Annotated in this window: 2 protein-coding genes; both read left to right on the forward strand. The window is 71.7% G+C overall.

Annotation, left to right across the window (positions count from 1 at the left end; all coding sequences use genetic code 11):
* On the forward strand, nucleotides 1-1,171 hold a 1,171-nt coding region (locus P1P70_RS44110; RefSeq protein WP_319248055.1), incomplete at its 5' end, for a cysteine protease StiP family protein.
* The coding region (locus P1P70_RS44115; protein ID WP_319248057.1) for an HAD family hydrolase at nucleotides 1,171-1,899 on the forward strand (729 nt) is incomplete at its 3' end. The genes P1P70_RS44110 and P1P70_RS44115, both read left to right, overlap by 1 nt.

Below are 1,899 nucleotides of genomic sequence, written 5' to 3' on the forward strand. Positions count from 1 at the left end.
GGAAAGGCACTCCATGCTCCCCGAGCCCCTCCGCGGCCCCGGCTTCTCCTCCTACGCCGCCGACGAGGTGGGCTGGCTGCTTCAGGATCTCTCCGACGTGACGCTGGAGGCGCCCACCGAGGAGCGGGAGGAGGCCATCCAGAGCGGCGGCGCGCACTACGCGGAGTCGCTGCCGGTCGAGTACCAGCCGAGCGAGCAGTACCAGGCCCTCTTCCACAGCGCGCTCGACGCGTCCGCCGAGCGGATCGCCGCCGCCGTGGGTGTGGTGACCGAGACCGTGCTGGCCGAGCGGTCGGCGCGGCCCGTCCTCGTGTCGCTGGCCCGCGCGGGGACGCCCGTAGGCGTGCTGATGCGGCGATGGGCGCGGCACCGGCACGGCATCGAGGTGCCGCACTACGCCGTGTCCATCGTGCGGGGCCGCGGCATCGACGCCAACGCGCTGCGCTGGCTCGCCGCCCATCACGACCCCGCCGACGTCGTGTTCGTCGACGGATGGACCGGCAAGGGCGCGATCACCCGTGAACTCGCCGCCGCCATCGAGGAGTTCGAGGCGTCCGACGGGATCACCGGGTTCGACCCCGAGATCGCCGTCCTCGCCGACCCGGGCTCGTGCGTGCGGACGTACGGCACACGGGAGGACTTCCTGATTCCCTCCGCCTGCCTCAACTCCACCGTCTCCGGGCTGATCTCGCGCACCGTGCTGCGCGCGGACCTCGTCGGGCCCGACGACTTCCACGGGGCCAAGTTCTACCGGGAGTTGGCCGACGTAGATGTGTCGGTGGACTTCCTGGACGCCATAGCCGCGCGGTTCGCGGAGGTCGCGGACGCGGTCGACGTCCGTACCAAGGAGCTGCTCGCCGCCGACCGCACCCCCACCTGGGAGGGCTGGGCGGCCGTCGAGCGGATCAGCGAGGAGTACGGGATACACGACGTGAACCTGGTCAAGCCCGGTGTGGGCGAGACCACCCGGGTGCTGCTGCGCCGGGTACCGTGGAAGATCCTCGCGCGGGCCGGGGCGGGCGCGGACCTCGACCACGTACGTCTGCTCGCCGAACAGAGAGGGGTACCGGTGGAAGAGGTGGCCGAACTGCCGTACACATGCGTGGGGTTGATCCACCCGAAGTTCACGCGGGGCGCCACCGGCGCCGACGGCAAGGCGGTGACGGTCTGATGCCGGGCCCCAGGGTTCTCGTCGCGAGCGATCTCGACCGTACGCTCATCTATTCGTCCGCCGCGCTCGCGCTGACCATGCCGGACGCGCGGGCGCCCCGGCTGCTCACCGTCGAGGTCCACGAGAGCAGACCGCTGTCGTACATGACGGAGACGGCGGCGCAGCTGCTCGCCGAGCTGGGCGACACGGCGGTGTTCGTGCCCACCACGACCCGGACGCGCAAGCAGTACCAGCGGATCAATCTGCCGGGTCCGCAGCCGGCGTACGCGATCTGCGCCAACGGCGGGCATCTGCTGGTGGACGGTGTCACGGACGTCGCCTGGCACGAGCGGGTGACGGCCCGGCTCGCCGAGGAGTGCGCGCCGCTCGCCGAGGTGCGGGAGCATCTGGAGGCCACGGCGGACCCCCTGTGGGTGCGCAAGCACCGGGTCGCGGAGGAGTTGTTCGTCTATCTCGTCGTCGAGCGCGAGCTGCTCTCCGAGGAGTGGGTGAAGGACCTCGCGGTGTGGGCCGAGAACCGGGGGTGGACCGTGTCCCTCCAGGGGCGCAAGATCTACGCCGTGCCGAAGCCGCTCACCAAGTCGGCGGCGATGCGGGAGGTCGCGCGGCGGACCGGGGTGGAGCTGACCCTGGCCGCGGGGGATTCGTTGCTGGACGCGGATCTGTTGCTCGCGGCGGATCGGGCCTGGCGGCCCGGGCACGGGGAGCTGGCGGAGGCGGGGTTCGTG

This window comes from Streptomyces sp. MB09-02B (assembly GCF_033794485.1).
In the GTDB taxonomy this organism is placed as follows: Bacteria; Actinomycetota; Actinomycetes; order Streptomycetales; family Streptomycetaceae; genus Streptomyces.